Raw genomic sequence first — 23146 nt, 5'->3', positions numbered from 1 at the left:
CTTCCTTTCCGGAAGTTATCTTGGAACTTCCTCCATAACGAAGGATTCAATCTGGTCTCCTTCTTTGATGTCATTAAAGTTTTCCATAACAAGACCGCATTCAAAGCCGCTGCGGACTTCCTTAACCGCATCTTTTCCTCTCTGAACAGAGCCGAGTTTTCCTTCATGTACGACAATTCCGTCACGAATAATTCTGGCGGAGCTGTCGCGCCGAATGGTTCCGTCTGTAACATAAGATCCTGCGATGGTTCCGATACCAGATGCTTTAAAGATCTGGCGGACTTCCGCATGCCCTGTGACTTTTTCCTCAAACTCAGGATCTAACATTCCCTTCATCGCAGATTCAATATCTTCAATCGCATTATAAATTACACGATAGAGACGAAGATCTACTTTTTCCGCAGAAGCTGCTTCTTTTGCCGCAGGTTCTGGGCGGACATTAAATCCAATAATAATTGCATTGGAAGCTGAGGCAAGATTCACGTCAGATTCCGTAATTGCACCAACGCCTCCATGAATCACTTTTACGGCGACTTCATCATTGGAAAGCTTGGTCAGGCTTTGTTTTACTGCCTCAACAGAACCCTGTACGTCCGCTTTGACAATAATATTTAACTCTTTAACACTTCCTGCTTGAATTTGGTTAAACAGATCGTCCAGAGATAACTGAGATTTTGTCTCAGATAACATTTTTTCCCGTCCATAGGCGATGAATTTTTCTGCCACAGATCTGGCTTCTTTTTCACCATCCATTACCATAACAACTTCACCGGCAAAAGGAACTTCACTTAATCCAAGAATTTCGACCGGTGTAGATGGTCCTGCAGATTTGATTCTTTTTCCCTTGTCATTGATCATTGCACGAACCTTCCCGTGGGCGCTGCCAACTGCAACAGCATCTCCTACATGAAGCGTACCTTTTTGAACCAGAACCGTTGCAACCGGACCTCTTCCTTTATCAAGCTGCGCTTCTAAGACAATTCCTCTTGCCTTGCGATTTGGATTTGCTTTTAATTCCAATACTTCTGCAGTCAATGATACCATATCCAAAAGTTCCTCAATTCCTTCTCCGGAATGGGCAGAAACCGGACAGAAAATAGTACTGCCGCCCCAATCCTCCGGAACTAATTCATATTCAATCAATTCCTGTTTTACGCGCTCAATATTTGCACTTTCTTTATCAATTTTGTTGATTGCAACAATGATTTCAATTCCTGCAGCCTTGGCGTGATTAATTGCCTCGATTGTCTGCGGCATAACGCCATCATCTGCGGCAACTACCAAAATTGCAATATCTGTAGACTGAGCGCCTCTCATACGCATAGAGGTAAACGCCTCATGTCCCGGCGTATCTAAAAATGTAATTTTTCCATTGGATGTTTCAACCATATAAGCGCCGATATGCTGTGTAATTCCTCCGGCTTCTCCGGTTGTAACATGCGTAGACCGAATTTTATCAAGAAGAGAGGTTTTTCCATGGTCAACGTGACCCATAACACAGACAACCGGAGGTCTCACTACCATATCTTTTTCATTTTCCTCGTCTTCTTTTAAAATTTCTTCGATAACATCAATTTGTTCTTCTATTTCGACTAGACGGTCAAATTCCATGGCAATTTCTTCGGCGCGTTCAAAATCCAATTCGGAATTTAAATTCATCATTCCGCCGCCGCTGATCAATAATTTTTTAATAATATCATTTGCAGGAATGGAGAGGGCATCTGCCAAATCTTTTAAAGATAATACCGGCGGAATTTTCACCGGTGCATTTGGGTCAACTTCCGGTTTTTTGACCGGTTCCGGCTTAATAAATGCTCCCGGTCCGCTGGTTTTCTTTTTGCGGTTTGTATCTTGTTGGTTTTTTGTATGAAACTTCTTATTTTTTTTGTTTTTTCCGAATTTCTGAGAATTCTGAGGATTTTCTTTTCTTAAAATTTTCTTCTCCCCGTCAGCAGTATGATTCTTTTGATTTCTAGAATTTTTCTGCGAATTTCTCTGATCCTTTTTCTGGTTTTCCTGTTTTGAACCCTGCGAAAGTTTCTTGTTATTTTTCTTACTATTTTCCATATTTTGTACTGTATTCGGCTTTCTGCCATCTTTCCTCTTGTTGTGATCTGACTTTATCTGACTTTGTTTTTTTGGATGCTTTGTTTCTTTTTTTGCGGAAAATGCATCTTCCACAATTTTCATCTGCGCATCTTCAATAGTGCTCATGTGATTTTTTACATCAATATTTTTGGATTTTAATATTTCTAAAATTTCTTTATTACTTTTATTCAACTTTTTTGCAACTTCATATACTCTGAATTTTGCCATAATTATACCTCCTTTAATTATTCCTTATCAAGTTGTCTTAAAAGAGCATTACAAAATCCCTGATCTGTGACTGCAATGGAAGCTCGAAACTCCTTTCCTATCGCGTGTCCAAGCTCTTCTTTTCGACAGAAATGATAAAGAGGCACTTGATAATGATTACATTGGTTTTGAAACATCTTTTTCGTATTACTGGAAGCATCCTCGGCAACGATAACCAGGCAGGCGCTGTTTGCGCGAATCGCTTCCTGTACGGCAAATTCTCCGCTGACTAAATTTCCGGATCTCATAGCAAGACCGAGGAGTGACAGTATTTTTTTATTCAATCCCATCCATCTCCTTTTCCAGCAATTCATAAATTTCTTCCGAAACGGCCGTTTTGAAAGCACGGTCCAATCCTCTGGTTTTTCGGACTTTTTTCAGACATTCGGATTTCGGACAGATATAAGCGCCCCGGCCATTTTTCTTTCCGGTTGCATCCATGGAAATAACGCCGTCTTTGGAACGAACGATTCTTACCAAGTCGCGCTTATGCTTTTGTTCACCGCATCCAATACATTTTCTTGTGGGAATTTTTCGATTCATCATTTCACATCCTGTTTATTCTTCCGATGGCGCATCCGGCGCAACGCTCTCGAAATCTTCTGTCTGATTCATTTCATCCAATGTGTCCTCGATTTCCATCTCTTCAAAATCTTTTATTTCAAATTCTTCCGGCTGCGCTTCTTCTCTTTGTGCTTCTTCCTGCGCCTGAGATTCACTCTTAATGTCGATTTTGTAACCGGTAAGCCGTGCTGCCAGTCTGGCATTCTGCCCTTCTTTTCCAATGGCAAGTGATAACTGGTAATCCGGAACAATGACCTCGGCGCTCTTTTCTTCTACATCTGCAGTAACTGATACTACCTTGGAAGGACTCAATGCATTTTCGATAAAAATACAAGGATCTTCGTTCCAGTTAATAATATCAATTTTTTCACCTTTCAGGTCGTTGACAATGGCATTGACTCTGGCTCCATTGAGACCGACACAGGCTCCCACAGGGTCCACGTTTTTATCATTGGACCAAACCGCCATTTTTGTTCTGGAACCGGCTTCGCGAACAATATTTTTAATTTCTACTGTGCCATCTTGAATTTCTGCAACCTCTTTCTCAAACAGACGTTTGACCAGATCAGGATGTGTTCTGGAAACAAGAATCCTCGGACCGCGGTTGGTTTCTTTCACTTCTACAATATAAAGTTTAATTCGTTCAGTTGGTTTGAAAACTTCACCTCGGATTTGCTCTGATTTCATTAAAAGAGCATCGGTTTTATCGTCCAGGCTGACGCTGACATTCTCTCCTACATAACGCTGTACGACACCGGTTACAATATCCTTTTCCTTGCAATAGAAATGATCGTATACGACTCTTCGTTCTTCTTCTTTGATTTTTTGAACGATAACACTTCTGGCGTGCATGGCTGCAATTCTTCCAAAATCTTTTGGAGTAATTTCAATGCGTACTGTATCGCCAAGTTCTAAACGCTGATCTATTGCTTTTGCCTTTCCAAGACTGATTTCCAATGCCGGGTCCATCACTTCCTCTACGACTTCTTTGATGGCATACACATAAATATCACCAGTTTCCCGATCCATATTTACAACAACATTGTCTGCACTTCCGAAATCTCTTTTGCATGCAGCAAGCAGTGAATTTTCAATGGCTTCCATAATCACGTCCTTATCGATGCCTTTTTCTTTTTCCAGCTGATTTAATGCTGCAATTAATTCACTCATTTTTTTCTTTCCTCCTTAAAAATCTAACGACAAACGAGCACTTGCAATGCTCTTTTTTTCAAATGTTATATCTTTTTCATCCACGGTAATTACAAGATGATCTTGTGTCGATTCTTTTAAAATACCAGTAAATTCTTTTTGCTTTTCGATTGCCTGATAAAGTTTTACATCAATGGATTTTCCAATACTTCTAAGATAATCCTTTTCCTTTTTCAGAGGTCTTCCAAGTCCCGGAGAGCTGACCTCCAGAATATAAGCGTCTTCTATAAAGTCTTCTTGATCTAATTTTTCTTCCAGACTGCGGCTGATGGTTACGCAGTCATCAATGTTAATTCCACCTTCTTTATCTGCATAGACTCTTAAATACCAGTTTGCTCCTTCTTTTACGTACTCCACGTCAACCAACTCAAAATCATTGGTTTCCATGATCGGTAACACCAGAGCTTCTGTTCTCTCTTCAATTTCAATTCGTTTTGCCAAATCATCCATCCTTTCTTCTGCGGTCTCTATCTCCATCTGTGCTTCGATAGAAAATCCACTGAGATTTCCTATCGAAGCACAAACAATAAGAGTGGACTTTCGCCCACTCTTATGTCTTTTTTCTTAAGCTATTTATATTCTAACATGAAAAATATTCCTTGACAAGGGATTTTTCAGATAAAATTGAAGGAAAGCTGGTCTGTTTCCTCCAGGTCCCCGAGAATTCCCAACTCTTTCATTTTATCAATGGCTGCCTGCGGCGCCTTGGTGCGGTTGCGGAAATTTTCAAGAGAGGTGTATGGCTCTCCCTTGGAAGCCTCCTCCACCTGAAGCGCAGCTTTTTCTCCCATTCCGTCAATACTTGTAAGAGCAGGCATAATTTTTCCACCCATAACCTGAAAATCTTTTGCCTTTGCCTGATAAATATCCAGCGTATGGAATTCATAGCCTCTGGCGTACATTTCATCGGCAATTTTCATTTCACGAAGCAGATCAAGATCGGCATTTTTCATTTCATGTTTCGGTGTGAGCTTAATCTGCTGCATTCGTTCATTTAAACGCTCTTTCCCAAGACACATATCTTCATAGGAAAATGCCTTGGCTCGAATACTGAAATATGCCGCATAATATGCCAGAGGGTGATAGACTTTATACCATGCAATTCTCCATGCCATCATAACATAGGCTGCGGCATGAGCTTTTGGGAACATATATTTAATCTGCTTACAGGACCAGATATACCAATCCGGAACATTGTGATCTTTCATCATTTGTTCTTGTTCCGGGGTAAGCCCCTTTCCTTTTCGTACGCCCTCCATAATTTTAAACGATGCTTCTTGTTCCAGTCCCTGATTAATCAGGTAAACCATAATGTCATCACGACAGCAAATCGCTGTGGAAATCACGGCGTCTCCGTTTTCAATTAAGGTCTGGGCATTTCCAAGCCATACGTCAGTTCCATGAGACAATCCTGAAATACGTACTAAATCAGAAAAGCTTTGAGGGTGCGTATCCTGAAGCATCTGAATGACAAAATCTGTACCAAATTCCGGAACCCCCAAAGAACCTAAAGGAGTCCCGTCAATATCTTCCGGTGTAATTCCAAGTGTTTCCGTACCATGAAACAGGCCCATAACTCCCTGATCATCCATCGGAATGGTTTGGGCGCTGATTCCCGTAATATCTTCCATTCTGCGGATCATGGAAGGATCATCGTGACCTAGAATATCCAGTTTCAACAAATTCTGATCAATAGAGTGATACTCAAAGTGGGTTGTAATAATCGGGGTGTTCATATCATTCGCGGGGTGCTGCACTGCTGTAAAATCATAAATTTCTTTATCGTGAGGGACAACAATGATTCCTCCCGGATGCTGACCAGTGGTTCTTTTCACACCGGTGCAACCGATGGCAAGACGTTCAATCTCACATCGACGTTTACTGATTCCCCGTTCCTCCAGATATTTTAATACATATCCATAGGCTGTTTTTTCTGCCAGAGTACCGATGGTTCCGGCACGGAAAGCCTTTCCTTTTCCAAAAATTACTTCTACATAGGCATGGGCCTTCCCCTGATATTCACCGGAAAAGTTCAGGTCAATATCAGGTTCTTTATTGCCCTTAAATCCAAGAAATGTCTCAAAAGGAATATCCTGTCCTTCTTTTGTAAATTTTGCCCCGCACTTGGGGCAATAAGCATCGGGCATATCAAATCCGGACATTCCCATTTTAGCATATTTTTGAACCTGTTCAGAATCAAAGTCCACATAATGGCATTCTGGACAGATATAGTGAGCCGGCAAAGGATTTACTTCCGTAATCCCTGACATTGTCGCTGCAAAGGAAGAACCGACAGAACCTCTGGATCCTACCAAATAGCCGTGATCATTGGAATCCCAAACCAGTTTCTGAGCAATGATGTACATAACTGCATAGCCATTTCCTATGATTGAATTCAGTTCTTTTTCCAGGCGATTTGTAACTCGTTCGGGCAGATCCTCTCCATAGATTTCGTGCGCCCGGCTGTAGCAGATTTCACGCAGAGTTTTATCGGAATCCGGAATCACCGGAGGACATTTATCCGGATGAATCGGTGAAATATTTTCAATCATCTCATTGATTTTGTTGGGATTTGTAATGACTACTTCTTTTGCTTTATCACTTCCAAGATAGGAAAATTCATTTAACATTTCTTCCGTTGTCCGAAAATAAAGAGGCGGTTGCGAATCTGCATCCTTAAATCCTTTTCCAGCCATCAAAATAGAACGGTAAATGGCATCATCTGGATTTAAAAAGTGAACATCGCAGGTAGCCACCACAGGTTTCTGAAATTGTTCTCCCAATTCTACAATCCGTTGATTCAATTTCCGGATATCATCTGTGGAACGGATGTTTTCGATGCGATCCGAATGAATCATAAATTCATTGTTTCCCACCGGCTGGATTTCCAAATAATCATAAAAGGATACAATCTCAGCAATCGTTTCATCGGATTTTTGATCAAGCAGCGCCTGATAAAGCTCCCCGGCTTCACAGGCAGAACCGATGATCAGCCCTTCTCTATATTTTTCAATCAAAGACTTTGGCATTCTCGGCCGACGATTAAAATATTTAATATGAGATTCTGATACAAGACGATTTAAATTTACGCGTCCAGTATCATTTTGAACCAGAATAATTCCATGATAGGTTCTTCCCTTTTTTATTAAATTTTCATTATCTGATGCATATTGATTCACCTGATCGAGATTTTCCATTCCTTTTTCTTTTAACATCGAAAGAAATTCTACAAAAATCTTTCCGGTTGCACTCGCATCATCCACTGCACGATGATGTGTTTCCAACACAATATTCAAATGTTTGCAGATGTTGTCCAAAGTATATTTTCCCAGATGTCCCATCAGACATCGGGCGAGTCCCAAAGTGTCCACTGCCGTATAGTTGTAGGGCAGATTGAAACGTTTTGCATTTTCTCTTATAAATCCGGTATCAAATCCTGCATTATGAGCCACCAGAACACATCCTTTGCAAAACTCAAAAAATCTTGGCAGAACCTGCTCAATCGGATCAGAATTTTTTACCATCTCATCGGTAATCGTTGTAAGCTGTGTAATTTTATATGGAATCGGACGCTGCGGATTTACAAATTCGCTGAAGGTTTCTGTAATTTGTCCACCGACAACCTTTACGGCTCCGATTTCGATGATTCGATCTTTTTTACTGTGAAAGCCTGTCGTTTCAATATCAAAAACTACATAATTTGAGTCCAAAGACTGCCCTTTAGATTCCGTCGCGAGTTTCCCAAAATCATCTACAAAATATGCTTCGACTCCGTAAATGATTTTAAATGGATCGTCTTTGGGAAGATGCAGATCTTCGTAAGCATGACGTGCAATGGGGAAGCCCTGAAGAACTCCATGATCTGTAATTGCCACAGCAGGATGTCCCCATTCATGAGCCCGATTTATAATATCTTTGATCTGTACCACACTATCATTGTCACTCATCACTGTGTGTAGATGAAGTTCTATCCGCTTTTCTAAAGAATGATCCTGTCGTTTTTCACGAAAATCTGTAATTGCCTTAATTCCTGCTACAGAACTTAATCCAATTTCACGGTCAAATTTATCATAGATTGCCATTGCTTTCACACGATAAAATCCACCTTTCTTCAAACCATCTAAAATTTCAGGGAGCTGTTCATTTTTTACAAAAATTTTACAGGAGATGGAATCTGTGAAATCTGTTAAATGAAAAATAATAATGCTCTTTTCATTCCGAATTTCTCTTGTATCCAAAAAAGTGATCTGACCGCGCACTACCACTTCTCCGATTTCATCATAAATATCTTTGATTTCTGTTAAATTCCCATCACAGTTTCTTCCATATAATAATGTGGGATCGTCTTGATATTTTGTTTTTTTACGGAAATGTTTCTGTTCTCTGTTTGCGGCAACCTTTTTTCTGGCAATCTTCTCCTCGTGCTGTTCTTTTGCCACACTGTCTGCATGTTCTACAATGGCATGAATCTGCTGCTTTAACTGATAGGTGCTTTCCTTTTTCAATGTCTGATCCGCGGTTTTGGAGAAATCAAATCCAACTTTTATCTCCATATGAAAACGATCTTTTAATATCGTCTCAAAAAAGTCTTTGATTTCCGGAGCTTTACTTTTGTTCACAAACGTATTTTCAAAGAAAAAAGTAATGACATTTCCTTCGACTTTGTAATCTCCTTTTCTCACCACATTAAAAATAACCTCCCCTTTGCCTTTTAACTCAAAGAGGAAGCTTTTCATATACTGTTCCATTAAATAGGTCAGATTGTATTGTTCAGAAAGTTCATAAGATTCCTGAAATCGAATCTTGATATAGCGTTTGGAAAAAAGCTGTTCGCGAATTTGCTGCTCCATTCTCCAGGTGTCAATGCGTGAGATTAAGTGCGGACAACAAAAAGAAATCCGAAGCATGTTTTGTCTTTTTTTTAGTGTAATCTTTTGAATTTCGGCAGACTCAAACAAGGACCGCATTTCGTCTGAAACTTTTAAATCAGGAAACACCTGAAAAAAAGGTTTACTCGGTGTCTGCATGTTCTTCCTCCCAGTGTTCTAATTCGTTGCGCAATGTCTGAAGGAGTTCCTGCTCCGGAATTTTTCGGATAATCTCTCCCTTTTTGATCAAAAGTCCTTCGCCTTTTCCGCCGGCAATTCCCACATCGGCTTCCTTTGCTTCCCCCGGACCATTGACGACGCATCCCATCACGGCAACTTTTAAGTTTAAGTGTTCAAAATCCGCAGCCATAGTCTCTACCTGATTTGCCAAAGCAATTAAATCAATGTTGGTTCGCCCGCAGGTAGGACAAGATACAACTTCGATTCCACCGCTTCTGAGACCAAGCGTTTTTAAAATTAATTTTGCGCTAATAATTTCATTGACCGGATCTCCGGTTAATGAAACACGAATCGTATCTCCGATTCCCTGGTATAAAATGATACCAAGACCTGCTGCAGATTTAATATTGCCGCTATAAACAGTTCCGGCTTCTGTGATTCCCACATGAAGCGGGTACGCAATCTTTTCTGCAATCTGTTCATATGCCCTTGCACACATTAAAACATCAGAAGATTTGATGCTGACAACAATTTCATGAAAATCCAGGGCTTCCAGAATCGCAACCTTATCCAGAGCGCTCTCCACCAACCCTTCCGCTGTTACACCGCCATATTTTGCTAGCAGTGGTTTTTCCAAAGAACCGCTGTTGACTCCAACCCGAATGGGAACATGATATTTTTTGGCTGTTTCCACCACTTTTCGGATCTTTTCTTTCCCACCGATATTCCCTGGATTAATCCGAATTTTATCCGCTCCGTGTTCCATCGCTGCAATGGCAAGCTGGTAGTCGAAATGAATATCTGCCACAAGAGGAATATGAATTTGTTTTTTAATTTCTGCCAAAGCTTTCGCTGCTTCCTGAGAGGGAACTGTGCATCGGACAATCTGACATCCGGCTTTTTCCAATGCAAGAATCTGCTGTACGGTTGCCTGTACATTTTCAGTCTTTGTATTGGTCATAGACTGAATTGCAACGGGATTTCCACCTCCGATTTTGCGATTGCCGATTTCAATGACTTTTGTCTCATTTCTTGTATACATAGAATTCCTCCTTTACAGAATAATCTTTACAATATCCTGGTACATGACGAAAACCATTAACAGCATTAAAAGAGCCAGCCCCACAGTATGAACGGCAGCTTCAATTTTTTGAGGAACTGCTTTCCCACGAATGGCCTCTATGATTAAAAATAATAAACGTCCTCCGTCAAGAGCCGGAAGCGGCAGCAAATTCATAACACCTAAATTGGCGCTGATTAAAATCGCCATGCTCATCATCGTTAAAAATACTGCTCGAAAACCATAGGCAGCAGCCTCGTTATATTGATCTCCGACGGTTTTCACAATCCCAACAGGACCGGATAAATCCTTCATTCCAAGCTTTTGTGTTACCAGCATTTTCACGCTTTTTAACGTGATTTTTATTTGAAGGCCCACTTCCCGCACACTGTACTCGATGGTTTTCAGCGGTCCCACCTTCTGATATCCCGGCCAGGTAATTCCAATCAGATATTGATGTTTTTCCTGATTTAGAACTGGTTGAACATTCAATGTTTGTTCCTCTCCGTTCCTCTCGACGGTAATCGGAATGGTTCCTCCGTTATAATCCAAAAACATATAATAAGAGAATTCCCGGTAATTGTGAATGCTTTTTCCGTTAACGCCCACCATAACATCTCCTGCCTGAATGCCTGCCTGGGCTGCCGGAGAATTTTTCTGTACGGAATGAATTTTCGGGAGATCGACACCTGACATGCCGACCACAATGAGTGAGAGAACAAAAGCCAAAATAAAGTTAAAAAACGGTCCGCCAAAAATCACAGCCATTCTTGCCCATACAGACTTATTATTAAAAGCATTGGCTTCTTTACGGTCCTCATCCTCTCCCATCATACATGCTCCGCCAAAAGGCAGAAGTTTTACTGAATAAAATGTTTCACCTACCTGTTTTCCGATGATCGTCGGTCCAAGCCCGATACAGAATTCATCCACTTGGATGCCGTTTTTCTTTGCAATCAGAAAGTGTCCCAGTTCGTGAACCATAATAATAATTCCAAAAATTAAAATTGCAATGATAATATTCAAACGTCTACCTGCTTTCTATATGTTCATAGACCCACTGTTCTGTCTCCAACACCTGATCTAAGGTCGGGTGTTCGATCAGTTTGTGAGCGCTCATCGCGTCTTCAATGATGTCATAAATATCTAAAAATCTTATTTTGCGATCCAGAAACAATGCAACTGCCTTTTCATTGGCTGCATTGAAAACGGTTGGCATACTGCCTCCGATTTCTCCGGCCTTGTATGCATAAGGAAGCCCTTTTAGAACATCGGTCGGCGGTTCCTCAAAAGTAAGTTCTCTTAAAGCTGCAAAATTAAGCCGTTCTCCGGAAAGCGAACTGTGCTGCGGATAAAAAAGTGCATATTGAATCGGAAGCTTCATATCCGGTGTTCCCATCTGTGCAATTACACTGCCATCCTGAAATTCAATCATGGAATGAATGATGCTCTGAGGCTGAACAACTACCTGAATTTGATCCAGATTTATATCAAATAACCATCTGGCTTCCATCACTTCCAATCCTTTGTTAACCAGCGTTGCAGAGTCTATGGTAATTTTGCGCCCCATAGACCAGTTGGGATGCTTTAAAGCATCTTCTACCGTTGCGTGTGCAAGATCCGCCTGGCTTTTCTTCCGAAACGGACCTCCGGATGCCGTGATAATCAAAGAGCTTACATCTTCCTTTTGTCCGCTCTGGAGGCATTGAAAAATTGCAGAATGTTCACTGTCCACCGGATAAATGGATACTCCCAGTTCCTGTGCCATAGGCATAATGAGATGTCCCGCGGTAACCAGAGTCTCTTTATTTGCCAAAGCAATATCTTTCCCTGCTTTCATTGCGGCCATTGTCGGGCGAATACCGATCATTCCCACAATGGCTGTGACAACCATAGAACATTTAGATTCTGTTGCAGCTGCCAAAAGACCATCCATTCCGGAGACTACGCAAGTTTCCACATCCCCAAGACGCACTTTTAATTCTTTTGCCCGCTGTTCATCATAAACTGCAGCAATTGCCGGGGAAAATTCCCGCACCTGCTGTTCCAACAAATCAATGTTTGTTCCGGCAGCCAGAGCTGTCACTTTCATATCGGGATGACTGCGAACAATCTCCAGCGTTTGCGTCCCAATGGAACCTGTAGATCCTATAATTGAAATATATTTCATTTAAATTGCTCCCCCTGAAATCAGAACCGTCAGATAGTAAATTACCGGTGCAATTAAAATAATACTGTCAAAACGATCCAAAATGCCGCCATGCCCCGGAATTAACGTTCCATAATCCTTAATCCCAACGTCGCGTTTGATTGCAGAAGCTGCCAAATCTCCGATCACAGAAATGGCTCCCCCAATACCACAGATCAAAGGAAACATCAGTACAGGATCAAAATTAAAACGAATATAGGTTCTTAGATAAAGACCGTAAACGGCTCCTAAAACAGCGGCTCCGATAATTCCGCCGATTAATCCCTCAATACTCTTTTTGGGACTGAGCTGCGGCGTCATCTTATGCTTTCCAAGAAGCATTCCGGTACAATAGGCAAGTGTATCATTTCCCCATGCTGCCAGGAATAATAAGACGACAAACTCCCCTCCGTTTTGTAAATCCCGAATCTGATAAATATAGGACATCATAACTCCCACATATACAAAACCAAAAAAACATGCCATCATCTGATTCGCTTTGTATTTCGGAAATCTGACCACGTAACAGCCCAATAAAAAAATTAAAAACAGAATAATGATTGCAATCGACCATTGCGCTAAATCGAAAAACAAAGCCACAAAAAACAGAATTGTGCCGGTATAGCCAATAACTGCAAGGGATGATTTTTCAATCCCATAAATTTTTAAGATTTCACTATAACCAATTAGAGATACGATCAGTGTCATAGCAAATGTGACAATTCCGCCCAGATACAATCCGACGGCGGCGATGATTACCAAAACTATTCCACTGATTAGTCTTTGCTTAAACATAAAATTAAATTCCTCCAAATCTGCGGTCGCGTCCATTATAATATTCGATCGCTTTTCTTAATTCTTTTTTATTAAAATCCGGCCAGAGAACATCTGTAAAATAAAATTCTGTATAAGCAAGCTGCCACAACAGGAAATTAGACAACCGTTCTTCTCCGCTGGTGCGGATTAAAAGATCAGGATCCGGCAATTCTCTGGTATCCAAATAATTTGCAAAAGCTTCTTCTGTAATATCTTCTTTTGCAATTTTTCCATCTAAAACGTCCTGTGCCAGATGCTTCATAGAACGAACCATCTCGTCACGGCTTCCATAATTCAGTGCAATGGTAAAATGAATTCCCGTATTGTTCTTTGAAGCTTCCTCCAGCTCCGCAATTCTTTGCTGCAGGTCTTCGGAAAGACCAGAGACATCACCGATAACACGTACTTTCATATTATTTTTATTGGCGCGTTTGATACAGGTTTTTAAATAGTCTCTCAGTAATTTCATAAGAGCATCCACTTCATCTTTGGGACGTTTCCAGTTTTCTGTGGAAAAAGCGTAGACCGTAAGATATTTTATTCCCATATGATGAGCATCCTCAATGATTGTCTCCACAACTTTACTCCCCTGTCGATGTCCCATATTTCTCGGAAGATGTTTCTTTTTTGCCCATCGCCCATTTCCATCTAAAATAATCGCCACATGCTGCGGAATTTTTAAATGTTCCATTGTACCCTCCTATTATTATTTGAAAGACAAAACAGGGCGGAAGACTCCAACCCTGTTTTTTATTAAACTGTCATAATTTCTTTTGATTTTGCATCTACAGCGTCTTCAATTTGTTTGATAAATTTATCGGTCATCTTCTGAACCTGATCTTCCTGATCTTTTGCCTGATCATCATTTAACTCGCCGGCTTTATTTTGCTTCTTTACAAAATCGTTGGCATCTCTTCGGATATTGCGAACTGCAACTTTTGCTTCTTCTCCTCGCTTTTTCACATCCTTGGCTAATTCTTTCCTTCTCTCTTCTGTTAAATCCGGAAAATTCAGACGAATTGCCTTTCCATCGTTGGTTGGAGTAATTCCGATATCTGATACCATAATTGCTTTCTCAATCTCCTTTAGCATATTCGGTTCCCAAGGCTGAATCATAATTGTTCTGGCTTCCGGTACGGAGACATTTCCCACCTGAGCAACTGGAGTTGCCGCCCCATAATAATCAACCTTCACTTTGTCAAGTACATGGGGGTTGGCACGCCCGGCACGAATGGTCAAGAAATCATTGGCCATACTATCTAGGGATTTCTGCATCTTTTCTTCAAATTGTTTCAACATGTTTCTTTTGTCCTCCTAATATTCTCAAACGGTTACATAGGTTCCGTTAAATTCACCATTCATTAGATTCTCAATACTGTTTTTTTCATTGAGTCCGAAAACAGCCAGCGGCATTCGATTTTCAAGACACATGATGGTTGCGGTCAAGTCAATCACACCTAATTTCTGATCCAGAACCTGCTCCATGGAAATGGTACTATATTTTACTGCATTTTTATTGATTGCCGGGTCTGAATCATAGACGCCGTCAATGGATTTTGCAAGAAGTATTGCGTCTGCTTCAATCTCAATTGCCCGAAGCGCTGTGGATGTGTCAGTAGAAAAATACGGATGACCGGTTCCACCGGCAAAAAATACAACTTTTCCCTGATTGAGATCCCGGACTGCCTTATCTTTGGAAAAAAGCTCCGTAAATGCCCCGCAAACAAACGGAGTATAAATCTCGGTCTCCATCCCCACGCTGCGGAATGCATCGGATACATAAATACAATTCATCACTGTCGCAAGCATTCCAATCTGATCTGCTTTGGTGCGTTCCATGCGTTCACTTGTGCGTCCTCTCCAAAAATTTCCTCCGCCAATCACAATAGCGACCTGAAGTCCCTGATCAACCAGCGTCTTAACTTGTCGGGCAGCATCTGCGCAGGTCTCTTCATCAAATCCTGTTTTTTTATCCCCTGCCAGCGCTTCCCCGCTTAGTTTTAAAAGCACACGCTTCATATTCTTTAAATCTTTCATTGATATACCTCTTTTGTTTCTGGTTTTAAAAAAATCAAATCACGGTCCAAGCGAACAGGTCTGCTCAGGCTTTCACATTTGTCCGCTCTCAACAAGAAAAATTATATCATATCATTTTCAAAAGAACAACTGTAGAAAAAGAAAGAATCTCGTTTTTCAGAGATTCTTTCGATCTTTTGTTCTTCTGGCATCTTATTTTCTGCGTCCTCCGATGAACGCTGCATAAGTAAATAAGATTGGTATGAGAAAAGATGTCAGCTGATTCACTTTAAAGGTTTGAAAAATCACATTCATTAACATTACTGCGATATTAATCGCCAGAAGAGCCAATCCGAAATAAAAAGCACGCTTACATCCTTCAAATTCCCTGTTTCTTCGGAAAGCGGCATATCCCCCAAGTACTGCTGCAATTCCGTATAAGGCCATCAGTACTGCGCTGAAATAAAACACTGCCATAGAAAACTGCTGTTTGTATGCATCAAAATCTGCCATCAGCAGCGAGGCAACACTTAGAAGCTGTAACACTCCTTGAATTAATACAATCACACCCATAATTTTCAAAAAGGTGTTTGTTTTTTCATTCATCATAAAATACCCATCCTTTTTATATGATTTTTGCTCTTTTGACTGTCAGCATAGAGCAGTCTAACATAGAAGCAAAAGAACGTCAAGGAGCAGTAAAAACACTTCAAAGCTTTGGCGTATATTTCTTAAGTAAGAGGTTTTTCATCTGGAAGATTCAGTTCTTTCGCAACTGCAACATATTCCATCTTTAAGGCGTCAGGAGGGATTTTACAGTCATTGACTTCCGGTGCATAAAAGACACAACGGTTTTTTCCTGCTCTTTTTGCTTTATAGAGCGCAATATCTGCCTGATGTAAAAGGCTGTCATAGTCACAGCATTCATTTCCACAAAGGACTGCCCCGATGCTTGCGGAAAACTTATATCCTTCATAAGTTCCTGATAAAGCTTCTCTTAATTGCTCCGCTTTATTTTCTGCATTTTTTCTGCTGCCAATATCGCACAAAAAAATCATAAATTCGTCTCCGCCATAGTTCTAAGCAGTTTTGTTTCTTCTGCCTGAATATGAATATTGCTCATTTTTCCGATAAATCCAATGCAAACCGGTCCGATCTCGTCGGTCCAAAGAGATCGGATCATAAACTCATACCAAACTTCTTTTCCATTGGAAGCTTCTAAAATATCATTTAAAAATACTCGATTTAATTCCACATCATCGACGATGAGAATTTTTGGTTTTTTATTTATCTTCACAGTTTGTATCCTTATCCTAATTCCTGAATTTTCGACGCAATTTTTTCATATTCTTGTCTGAGTTCTTCCGCCGGCACGTTAATCGCTTCCAGTTGGTTTTCTCGAATTAGATTGACCAGTTTTTCACTCTCTCTTTGCAGACCCGAAAATTCCAATGTTCCAGAAAGACCTTTCAATGTATGCGCGGACCGGAAGATTCCTTCATAGTCCATCTGCTCTAAGGCATCGGATAACTGCTGGTATGTGGAATCTTCCATAAATTTTTTTACAAATTTCTCAACGAGAACAGTGTTTCCCATCATCCTTCTGCAAACATTTTCATAGCTTCCGTCAATACTTTCATAAAATTGTTCCATATTCATTTCTACTCTCCTCTTTTTTATTAAATGCTTCCTAAAGTTTACTAAAATCAACAATATAAAAAATTTTCTTTTCCATTATAACATTTTTCCAACCACTCAACAATCAAAAGAAACGATACATTGGATAGCACAGACCATATATTTATGGTAAAATGTATATAAGATACGGTTAATAAAGGAGGAATTTATGGATTACAGAACTTATTTGAGAAATTATCCTGATGACGACGGGCGTTTTGGTCCCTATGGCGGAGCTTATTTAACGGATGAATTAAAACCGGCATTTGAAGAAATTTCGGAAGCCTATCAAACCATCTGTCATTCATCCCAGTTTATCAATGAGCTTCGGCGAATCCGCAAGGAATTTCAAGGGCGCCCGACCCCTGTCTATCATTGTGAACGCTTATCAAAGCTCTATGGAAACTGTCAGATTTATTTAAAAAGAGAAGATTTAAATCACACAGGCGCTCATAAATTGAACCACTGCATGGGGGAGGGACTTCTGGCAAAATTTATGGGAAAGAAACGATTGATTGCGGAGACCGGTGCCGGTCAGCATGGAGTTGCGCTGGCTACTGCCGCTGCATTTTTCGGATTGGAATGTGAGATACATATGGGGGAAGTCGATATTGCAAAACAGGCTCCCAATGTAACTCGAATGAAAATTCTTGGTGCCAAGGTTGTTCCTGTCAGTCATGGATTAAAAACATTGAAAGAGGCTGTAGATTCTGCTTTCGATTCCTATGCGAAAAATTACAAGGATTCTATCTACTGCATTGGATCTGCACTGGGTCCTCATCCATTTCCTCTGATGGTGCGTGATTTTCAATCAGTTGTCGGATATGAAGCAAAGGAACAATTTCAGGAAATGACAGGTCTTCTTCCGGATGTTGTCTGCGCTTGCGTAGGAGGCGGAAGCAATTCTATTGGAATGTTTATTCCGTTTGTGGATGAGCCGGTAGATATTGTCGGGATTGAACCGCTGGGACGGGGAGCTTCTCTTGGAGACCATGCGGCATCTATGACCTTTGGAAAGAAAGGAATCATGCATGGATTTGAGAGCATTATGCTGAAAGATGAACAGGGAAATCCGGCTCCGGTTTATTCGATTGCCAGCGGATTGGATTACCCGTCCGTAGGTCCGGAACATGCGTTTCTTCATGATCTCGGAAGAGTCCAGTACGAAACCATTGATGACGAAGCCGCAATGAAAGCGTTCTTTGAACTCTCCCGATATGAAGGAATCATTCCTGCCATTGAAAGCTCTCATGCAGTTGCCTATGCTGTTCAAAAAGCACAGGAGATGAAAAAGGGATCCATCCTAGTATGTCTGAGCGGCCGCGGTGATAAGGACCTCGATTACGTTGTGGAACACTACGGTTATGGCGAGCAATATTTCTAAATATTTTACCAAGTTATCACAAACAGAGTTGGTAGAATTTTCTATCAACTCTGTTTTATCAAATGTCTATTGATTCAGCAAAGTTTTACGCTCTTTCCAATCTGGCAGAAACTTCGACATGAGACTGTGAAATCTCTGATTGTGACTTGGCTCCAACAGATGACACATTTCATGTACAATCACATATTCTATACATTTTTCAGGTTTTCGTGCCAATTGAAGATTGATTCGGATCCGGCCGGTTTTCGTACTGCAGCTTCCCCAAATGGTTTTCATATCGCGTATCGTAAAATCTGTTGCACAAACGCCCATCACCGACATCCATTTTTTATGATAAAATGCAATTCGATCTTCCAATTTCTTTTTGTCTTCTTCTGTTATCTGTGGATTCTTTTGCGCATTTTGCCGCTCCAACATTTTCTTTCGATGTTTTACAATCCAAGATTCCTTCGACAAAAGAAATGCAAAGACCACCTCCTGACGGAGCTGTCTTGGCGCTGTTACCAACACCTTGCCATCAGGAGGCTTTATGTATAAATTTATATTTTTAACATCCCTTCGTTGGATTGTAACAGAAATTCCGTGAATCATTTGTTCCATGTTATTTGTTCCTTTTCATGATCAACATATGAATGAACAGATAAAGTATCAAACTTCCTCCTATGAAAAATCCAAAAAAAGCAAGCCACGGCATCCCAAATACCTTTGGTTTGATCTCTGTCAAACAAAGAACTGCCGATCCAAACCAAAAAAATGACGCGATGATTACAATGGTCAGTTGATTTACATGGTCCCGAATTTGAGACTGCCATTCTCTTGCATCTGATCCTTCCACATTAATCCGAATCTGACCGTTTTTCGTAATATTGAGAAGATCTGACATCTGGGCTGGAATTTCCAAAGATTTTTTAGAGGAGCCGTAAAGTGCACGAAGACTGTGACGCAATTCTTTTTTTAAATCAATTTCCTTCCACATTACAGATGACATATGCGATGCCAAAATTTGCATCATGTTTACTTTCGGAGAACAAATCTTTAATGTTCCCTCCATTGTTACCATGCTTCGAGCAAGCAAAGTAATATCAGAAGCCACTGCAATTTCATGTTTTTTCAGAAGATTCAAAGCATCCTCCATTAAATCTCCCAGGTTCATACTCCCAAAATCCACATTCATATATTTTCCTACCATGTCATCCAAATCCGTATATAATTGTGCATGATTGATCGAATGTCTCGGAGTTCCAAAAGATAAAAAAGCATTTTTTAATTCATAAATATCATTTTTAAGGATTGCTGAGATTGCTCTTTTTAAAATTGCTTTATAGGAATTTGTTAAATTTCCTGTCATTCCAAGATCCAGCCAGATAATCTTTCCATTATGAACCCACAGATTCCCTGGATGAGGATCCGCATGAAAAAAACCGTCTTCTAAAATTTGCTTACAATAATTTTCAGCTGTTTTTTGTCCGATTTCTTCCAGATCGTATCCTGCTTGTTCTAATCTCTTCGTCTGATCAATGGGAATTCCGTCAATATAGCTCATCACAAGTAATTTTTGACTGGAATATTCACGAAAAACTTTAGGGCAGCTGACATAGCGAATTCCCTTTTGATTCTCATAAAATGCCTCCAGATGATCTGCCTCTTTCTGGAAATCCATTTCTTCCTTTGTAGTCTGCCACAGTTCATCAATCACACTGCGAAAATCAATCAGATCTCCTGTTCCCACAGCAAAATTCAACAGTCCGGACGCTTTCTTTAACAGGGAAATATCTTCTGCCATAATTTCTTTGATTCCGGGTCTTTGGATTTTTAAAACCACTTCATCTCCAGATTTTAAAACAGCTTTATGCACCTGGGCAATGGAGGCAGAACCGAGAGGTATGGAGGAAATTTCAGAGAAAAGTTCTTCTGGTCTTTCGGGTAGTATCTGATCTAATTCCTTTTGGATTGCTGCAAAAGACAAGGGCTTTACATCCGTACGCAGTCGGGTCAACTCTTTGCAGTACCGCTCAGGCAGAAGATCTGACCGCATGGACATCATCTGCCCTAATTTCACATAGGTAGGTCCTAAATCTTCCAGAATCAAGCAAAGTTTCAGCGGGTCAATTCCTTTCACTGCCTGATGTTTTCTGAGAACCCGAAGTATCTCCCGAAGACGCCCTTTTCTTTTTCTTGATTCCTGCGTCATAACACTCACCCTACTTTGTTTTTTCTGACGGATCCTCTTTGTCTGTCTCACTCTGCTTCTTGGCTTGCGCTTCCTCAATATATGCCTTTAACTTTTGAAGTTCCTCCGCTGACATCCGATCCACAGAAGCATATGCGTCCTCAAAACTTTTTGTTACCTGAACCGTTACATGTTCTTTCATCTTTTTCTTAGCATTGCGACAGAGCTCTTCATTCAATATTTTTCCCTGTTCCACAGTGATTTCTCCTTTTTCCACAAGATCATCAATCAGATCTCTGGCTGCTTCCGTCGTTGCCGCTGCTGCGCCAACTCCTGCTAAAAAAATTTTTTTCAGTCCATCTCCCAGATTCATTGCTTATCCTTCCTTTCTTATGAAAATTTTATTTCTGTTCGCCTTCTTGCAGTATATTGTGCTTTTTGTTCTTTATTCCTTCATTTTAACACGCGATGTTTTCCAAAACAATGGTAAATGGTCCGTCATTCACTAAAGAAACTTCCATTTCCGCCCCAAAACGTCCGGTTTTTACTACCTCGATTTCTTCCTGACACCGAGTCACAAAATAATCATAGATCTTTTTTGCTGTCTTAGGATTTCCGGCTCCCGTAAAACTTGGCCGATTTCCTTTTTTACAATCTGCATACAGTGTAAATTGAGAAACCAGAAGAAGCTCTCCGTTCACATCTTTGATTGCCCGGTTGGTTTTTCCGTTTTCATCCGGAAAGATGCGAAGTTTCAGCATTTTTTCCAGATACAGATCAGCAATTTCCGGTGTGTCCTTCTGACCTATGCCGATGAACACAAGAAATCCGTGTTGGATCTTCCCTGTAATTTCTCCCTCGATTGCTACAGCTGCATTTTTCACTCTTTGTATCACTAATTTCATTGATGAACACTCCTCTTATTTCTTAAGATCTTTCAGAATATTTTCCGGCAAAACCGATGCCAGAACATCAAAGCAGTCCGGATTTGTTTGACAGTTAGGAAGCGGCGTCCGGGTGATTTGAAATCCATATCGCACATACATCCCAACTGCCCGATAGCTCCATGTTTGAGTATGAAGAAAAATTTCTTTCTCTCCCGGTTCCACTTTTGAGAATTTGGAAAGACAATATTTGATGACAGCTTCTCCCAGTCCCTTTCCCTGTTCCTCCGGTGATGTGCTGACCCAATGGAGCAGGGGATATCGCCTTTCTTTTGTTTCCTTATACCAGGCTGTAGAAGTTGCTGTAATTTCATCTCGACAATTTACAATAAAGCACATACGCTTAGGAAGAATTTCCTGATAAGGAGAAAATATTCGATGGAAATATTCCAACGCATCCTCGAATGCAGAAAATTCTCCCACTGCCGTTTCTAATCTGGCCCAGCCGTTTTCATCTCCGTTTTGGTACATACGATATTGATAACCCTCGGGCAATTGAGGGATTTCTTGATTTGCTGCAATCTCAGCCGGTGCTTTCATTACAATATCCATAAACGGCAGATTTTTATCTAACATGATTCTTTCCCCCAACTCTATCTCATCAGAACTTTCCTATATTATAAAAAGACCAGAGAATATCTCCGGTCTCTATGTAATATAAACATTAGTTATTAATTAATTTATCTTCATCGCTCCAGCTGTATAAGCTTCTGATTTCTTTTCCTACGACTTCAGATTGATGCTCTGCCGCTAATTTTCTCATAGCCTTAAAGTGAACCTGGGCACCTGCATCAGACATATCAACTAAGAAGTCTTTCGCGAAAGTTCCGTCCTGAATATCTGTCAGAACCTGTTTCATTGCTTTTTTTGTATCCTCAGTGATGATCTTCGGTCCTGTAATGTAATCTCCATATTCTGCTGTATTGGAGATAGAATATCTCATACCTTCAAATCCAGACTGATAGATTAAATCTACGATCAGCTTCATTTCATGAATGCACTCAAAATAAGCATTTCTCGGATCATATCCGGCTTCTACTAAAGTTTCAAAACCTGCCTGCATTAATGCACAAACACCACCGCATAATACTGCCTGTTCACCAAATAAGTCTGTCTCTGTCTCTGTTCTGAACGTAGTCTCTAAAACACCGGCTCTTGCTCCGCCGATTCCCAGAGAATATGCAAGCGCTAAATCTAAAGCTTTTCCTGTGGCATCCTGTTCCACAGCTACCAGACAAGGAGTTCCTTTTCCGGCCTGATACTCACTTCTTACTGTGTGTCCCGGTGCTTTTGGTGCGATCATTGTAACGTCAACATCTTTTGGAGGTGTAATGCATCCGAAATGGATATTGAAGCCATGAGCAAACATTAACATATTTCCTGCTTCCAGATTCGGCTCAATGGATTCTTTATATAAGGATGCCTGCTTTTCATCATTGATCAGGATCATAATGATATCTGCCTTCTTTGCAGCTTCCGCAGCCGTAAAGACTTCAAATCCCTGTTCCTCAGCTTTCTTCCATGATCTGCTTCCTTCATACAAACCAATGATAACATTGCATCCGGATTCTTTTAAGTTAAGGGCATGTGCGTGTCCCTGACTTCCGTAACCAATAATGGCGATGGTCTTTCCATCTAAAAGTGATAAGTTACAATCTTCTTGATAATAAATCTTTGCCATTTTTCATTCCTCCATTTTTTTGGCTTTTATAGTA

General features: G+C 40.6%; 24 protein-coding genes. 1 reads left to right on the top strand and 23 read right to left on the bottom strand.

All coding sequences use genetic code 11. The features are described 5' to 3' along the window. Positions 1–15 precede the first annotated feature (15 nt). The 17 genes from infB to AC27EF_RS00220 all read right to left on the bottom strand — a co-directional run bounded on the left by infB (position 16) and on the right by AC27EF_RS00220 (position 16915). A complete protein-coding gene (infB, locus tag AC27EF_RS00300; RefSeq protein ID WP_487108171.1) occupies positions 16–2316 on the bottom strand; it encodes a translation initiation factor IF-2 in 2301 nt (766 codons plus the stop codon). A gap of 17 nt (positions 2317–2333) precedes the next feature. Further along, complete coding sequence (locus tag AC27EF_RS00295; protein WP_487108170.1) at positions 2334–2639, bottom strand: L7Ae/L30e/S12e/Gadd45 family ribosomal protein; 306 nt, start codon at positions 2637–2639, stop codon at positions 2334–2336. Beyond that, positions 2632–2898: an RNase P modulator RnpM gene (gene rnpM, locus AC27EF_RS00290; protein ID WP_487108501.1), complete on the bottom strand. Its 267-nt coding sequence runs from the start codon at positions 2896–2898 to the stop codon at positions 2632–2634. Before rnpM ends, AC27EF_RS00295 begins: the two co-directional genes overlap by 8 nt. A gap of 15 nt (positions 2899–2913) precedes the next feature. Then, positions 2914–4089 (bottom strand): transcription termination factor NusA, encoded by a 1176-nt coding sequence (nusA, locus tag AC27EF_RS00285; protein ID WP_487108169.1) that lies wholly within the window; start codon positions 4087–4089, stop codon positions 2914–2916. A 15-nt stretch (positions 4090–4104) separates the two neighbouring features. Further along, a complete protein-coding gene (gene rimP / locus AC27EF_RS00280; RefSeq protein WP_487108499.1) occupies positions 4105–4569 on the bottom strand; it encodes a ribosome maturation factor RimP in 465 nt (154 codons plus the stop codon). Between the two features lie 173 nt (positions 4570–4742). Next, a complete protein-coding gene (locus AC27EF_RS00275; protein WP_487108168.1) occupies positions 4743–9155 on the bottom strand; it encodes a PolC-type DNA polymerase III in 4413 nt (1470 codons plus the stop codon). Beyond that, complete coding sequence (gene ispG / locus AC27EF_RS00270; protein WP_487108167.1) at positions 9139–10218, bottom strand: flavodoxin-dependent (E)-4-hydroxy-3-methylbut-2-enyl-diphosphate synthase; 1080 nt, start codon at positions 10216–10218, stop codon at positions 9139–9141. The genes AC27EF_RS00275 and ispG overlap by 17 nt, the downstream gene beginning before the upstream one ends. A 12-nt stretch (positions 10219–10230) precedes the next feature. After that, positions 10231–11262, bottom strand: a complete 1032-nt coding sequence (gene rseP, locus AC27EF_RS00265; protein WP_487108166.1) for an RIP metalloprotease RseP — start codon at positions 11260–11262, stop codon at positions 10231–10233. A 4-nt stretch (positions 11263–11266) separates the two neighbouring features. Beyond that, the gene (locus AC27EF_RS00260) at positions 11267–12406 is read right to left on the bottom strand and encodes a 1-deoxy-D-xylulose-5-phosphate reductoisomerase (RefSeq protein ID WP_487108165.1); all 1140 of its coding nucleotides are present in this window, start codon (positions 12404–12406) and stop codon (positions 11267–11269) included. Then, complete coding sequence (locus AC27EF_RS00255; protein ID WP_487108164.1) at positions 12407–13219, bottom strand: phosphatidate cytidylyltransferase; 813 nt, start codon at positions 13217–13219, stop codon at positions 12407–12409. Positions 13220–13223: 4 nt separating this feature from the next. After that, positions 13224–13931, bottom strand: coding sequence for an undecaprenyl pyrophosphate synthase (uppS, locus tag AC27EF_RS00250; RefSeq protein ID WP_487108163.1), 708 nt, complete (start codon positions 13929–13931; stop codon positions 13224–13226). 62 nt (positions 13932–13993) lie between these two features. Continuing rightward, on the bottom strand, positions 13994–14539 hold the full coding sequence (frr, locus tag AC27EF_RS00245; protein ID WP_487108162.1) for a ribosome recycling factor: 546 nt from the start codon (positions 14537–14539) through the stop codon (positions 13994–13996). Between the two features lie 24 nt (positions 14540–14563). Beyond that, complete coding sequence (pyrH, locus tag AC27EF_RS00240) at positions 14564–15259, bottom strand: UMP kinase (RefSeq protein ID WP_487108497.1); 696 nt, start codon at positions 15257–15259, stop codon at positions 14564–14566. A 210-nt stretch (positions 15260–15469) separates the two neighbouring features. Continuing rightward, positions 15470–15865: a hypothetical protein gene (locus tag AC27EF_RS00235; RefSeq protein WP_487108161.1), complete on the bottom strand. Its 396-nt coding sequence runs from the start codon at positions 15863–15865 to the stop codon at positions 15470–15472. Positions 15866–15987: 122 nt separating this feature from the next. Beyond that, positions 15988–16314, bottom strand: coding sequence for a diguanylate cyclase domain-containing protein (locus AC27EF_RS00230; RefSeq protein WP_487108160.1), 327 nt, complete (start codon positions 16312–16314; stop codon positions 15988–15990). After that, complete coding sequence (locus tag AC27EF_RS00225; RefSeq protein ID WP_487108159.1) at positions 16311–16553, bottom strand: hypothetical protein; 243 nt, start codon at positions 16551–16553, stop codon at positions 16311–16313. Before AC27EF_RS00225 ends, AC27EF_RS00230 begins: the two co-directional genes overlap by 4 nt. A gap of 11 nt (positions 16554–16564) precedes the next feature. Further along, positions 16565–16915, bottom strand: a complete 351-nt coding sequence (locus tag AC27EF_RS00220; RefSeq protein WP_487108158.1) for an Hpt domain-containing protein — start codon at positions 16913–16915, stop codon at positions 16565–16567. Positions 16916–17102: 187 nt separating this feature from the next. Here AC27EF_RS00220 and trpB point away from each other — a divergent pair, with 187 nt between their 5' ends. After that, the gene (gene trpB / locus AC27EF_RS00215) at positions 17103–18317 is read left to right on the top strand and encodes a tryptophan synthase subunit beta (protein ID WP_487108157.1); all 1215 of its coding nucleotides are present in this window, start codon (positions 17103–17105) and stop codon (positions 18315–18317) included. Between the two features lie 66 nt (positions 18318–18383). On the opposite strand, the gene AC27EF_RS00210 is transcribed toward trpB, so the two are convergent. From AC27EF_RS00210 to ilvC, 6 genes are all read right to left on the bottom strand, one after another. Beyond that, on the bottom strand, positions 18384–18917 hold the full coding sequence (locus tag AC27EF_RS00210) for a M48 family metallopeptidase (protein ID WP_487108156.1): 534 nt from the start codon (positions 18915–18917) through the stop codon (positions 18384–18386). 1 nt (position 18918) lies between these two features. Next, the gene (locus AC27EF_RS00205; RefSeq protein ID WP_487108155.1) at positions 18919–20508 is read right to left on the bottom strand and encodes an ABC1 kinase family protein; all 1590 of its coding nucleotides are present in this window, start codon (positions 20506–20508) and stop codon (positions 18919–18921) included. Between the two features lie 10 nt (positions 20509–20518). Beyond that, positions 20519–20860, bottom strand: a complete 342-nt coding sequence (locus tag AC27EF_RS00200; protein WP_487108154.1) for a phasin family protein — start codon at positions 20858–20860, stop codon at positions 20519–20521. 85 nt (positions 20861–20945) lie between these two features. After that, on the bottom strand, positions 20946–21392 hold the full coding sequence (dtd, locus tag AC27EF_RS00195; protein WP_487108153.1) for a D-aminoacyl-tRNA deacylase: 447 nt from the start codon (positions 21390–21392) through the stop codon (positions 20946–20948). Positions 21393–21407: 15 nt separating this feature from the next. Next, positions 21408–22007 (bottom strand): GNAT family N-acetyltransferase, encoded by a 600-nt coding sequence (locus AC27EF_RS00190; RefSeq protein WP_487108152.1) that lies wholly within the window; start codon positions 22005–22007, stop codon positions 21408–21410. 88 nt (positions 22008–22095) lie between these two features. Next, positions 22096–23112 carry a ketol-acid reductoisomerase gene (gene ilvC, locus AC27EF_RS00185; protein ID WP_487108151.1) on the bottom strand — a complete coding sequence of 339 codons (1017 nt, stop codon included), beginning with the start codon at positions 23110–23112 and terminating at the stop codon, positions 22096–22098. Between the last annotated feature and the right edge of the window lie 34 nt (positions 23113–23146).

This window comes from Anaerostipes stercorihominis, assembly GCF_057535655.1.
The sequence above is the reverse complement of the archived record's forward strand: the minus strand, read 5'-3'. Positions and strand labels throughout refer to the sequence as shown.

Excerpts from the sequence above, each read along its gene's own strand:
- infB (WP_487108171.1), bottom strand. The coding sequence starts at position 2,316 with ATGGCAAAATTCAGAGTATATGAAGTTGCAAAAAAGTTGAATAAAAGT.
- rnpM (WP_487108501.1), bottom strand. The coding sequence starts at position 2,898 with ATGAATCGAAAAATTCCCACAAGAAAATGTATTGGATGCGGTGAACAA.
- nusA (WP_487108169.1), bottom strand. The coding sequence starts at position 4,089 with ATGAGTGAATTAATTGCAGCATTAAATCAGCTGGAAAAAGAAAAAGGC.
- AC27EF_RS00275 (WP_487108168.1), bottom strand. The coding sequence starts at position 9,155 with ATGCAGACACCGAGTAAACCTTTTTTTCAGGTGTTTCCTGATTTAAAA.
- ispG (WP_487108167.1), bottom strand. The coding sequence starts at position 10,218 with ATGTATACAAGAAATGAGACAAAAGTCATTGAAATCGGCAATCGCAAA.
- AC27EF_RS00260 (WP_487108165.1), bottom strand. The coding sequence starts at position 12,406 with ATGAAATATATTTCAATTATAGGATCTACAGGTTCCATTGGGACGCAA.
- AC27EF_RS00255 (WP_487108164.1), bottom strand. The coding sequence starts at position 13,219 with ATGTTTAAGCAAAGACTAATCAGTGGAATAGTTTTGGTAATCATCGCC.
- uppS (WP_487108163.1), bottom strand. The coding sequence starts at position 13,931 with ATGGAACATTTAAAAATTCCGCAGCATGTGGCGATTATTTTAGATGGA.
- frr (WP_487108162.1), bottom strand. The coding sequence starts at position 14,539 with ATGTTGAAACAATTTGAAGAAAAGATGCAGAAATCCCTAGATAGTATG.
- pyrH (WP_487108497.1), bottom strand. The coding sequence starts at position 15,259 with ATGAAGCGTGTGCTTTTAAAACTAAGCGGGGAAGCGCTGGCAGGGGAT.
- AC27EF_RS00235 (WP_487108161.1), bottom strand. The coding sequence starts at position 15,865 with ATGATGAATGAAAAAACAAACACCTTTTTGAAAATTATGGGTGTGATT.
- AC27EF_RS00230 (WP_487108160.1), bottom strand. The coding sequence starts at position 16,314 with ATGATTTTTTTGTGCGATATTGGCAGCAGAAAAAATGCAGAAAATAAA.
- AC27EF_RS00220 (WP_487108158.1), bottom strand. The coding sequence starts at position 16,915 with ATGAATATGGAACAATTTTATGAAAGTATTGACGGAAGCTATGAAAAT.
- trpB (WP_487108157.1), top strand. The coding sequence starts at position 17,103 with ATGGATTACAGAACTTATTTGAGAAATTATCCTGATGACGACGGGCGT.
- AC27EF_RS00210 (WP_487108156.1), bottom strand. The coding sequence starts at position 18,917 with ATGGAACAAATGATTCACGGAATTTCTGTTACAATCCAACGAAGGGAT.
- AC27EF_RS00205 (WP_487108155.1), bottom strand. The coding sequence starts at position 20,508 with ATGACGCAGGAATCAAGAAAAAGAAAAGGGCGTCTTCGGGAGATACTT.
- AC27EF_RS00200 (WP_487108154.1), bottom strand. The coding sequence starts at position 20,860 with ATGAATCTGGGAGATGGACTGAAAAAAATTTTTTTAGCAGGAGTTGGC.
- dtd (WP_487108153.1), bottom strand. The coding sequence starts at position 21,392 with ATGAAATTAGTGATACAAAGAGTGAAAAATGCAGCTGTAGCAATCGAG.
- AC27EF_RS00190 (WP_487108152.1), bottom strand. The coding sequence starts at position 22,007 with ATGTTAGATAAAAATCTGCCGTTTATGGATATTGTAATGAAAGCACCG.
- ilvC (WP_487108151.1), bottom strand. The coding sequence starts at position 23,112 with ATGGCAAAGATTTATTATCAAGAAGATTGTAACTTATCACTTTTAGAT.